Genomic DNA, 229 nt, shown 5'->3' on the forward strand with positions numbered 1-229 from the left:
TGCAGGCACAGGGATTCTACGAACGCCTCGGATATGTGTCACACGGCGACGACACATTCTGGGATGCAGGAATTGAGCATCGTCACCTCGCTCAGCTCATCGAGGGCACTGCAGAACCATTAAGATGACACGTATGGCCACCCGTGACAGTTTCGTTCATCTTCACAACCACTCCGAATACTCCATGCTGGACGGCGCAGCGAAAATCGCGCCGATGGTTCAGGAAGCT

Annotated in this window: 1 protein-coding gene; it reads left to right on the forward strand. The window is 54.6% G+C overall.

The features are described from left to right. Window positions 1–133: 133 nt before the first annotated feature. Window positions 134–229 (forward strand): PHP domain-containing protein (locus QP415_RS14200; RefSeq protein WP_442953503.1); only part of this gene is annotated, 96 nt, incomplete at its 3' end.

Source organism: Pauljensenia sp. UMB3104 (assembly GCF_030217285.1).
In the GTDB taxonomy this organism is placed as follows: domain Bacteria; phylum Actinomycetota; class Actinomycetes; order Actinomycetales; family Actinomycetaceae; genus Pauljensenia.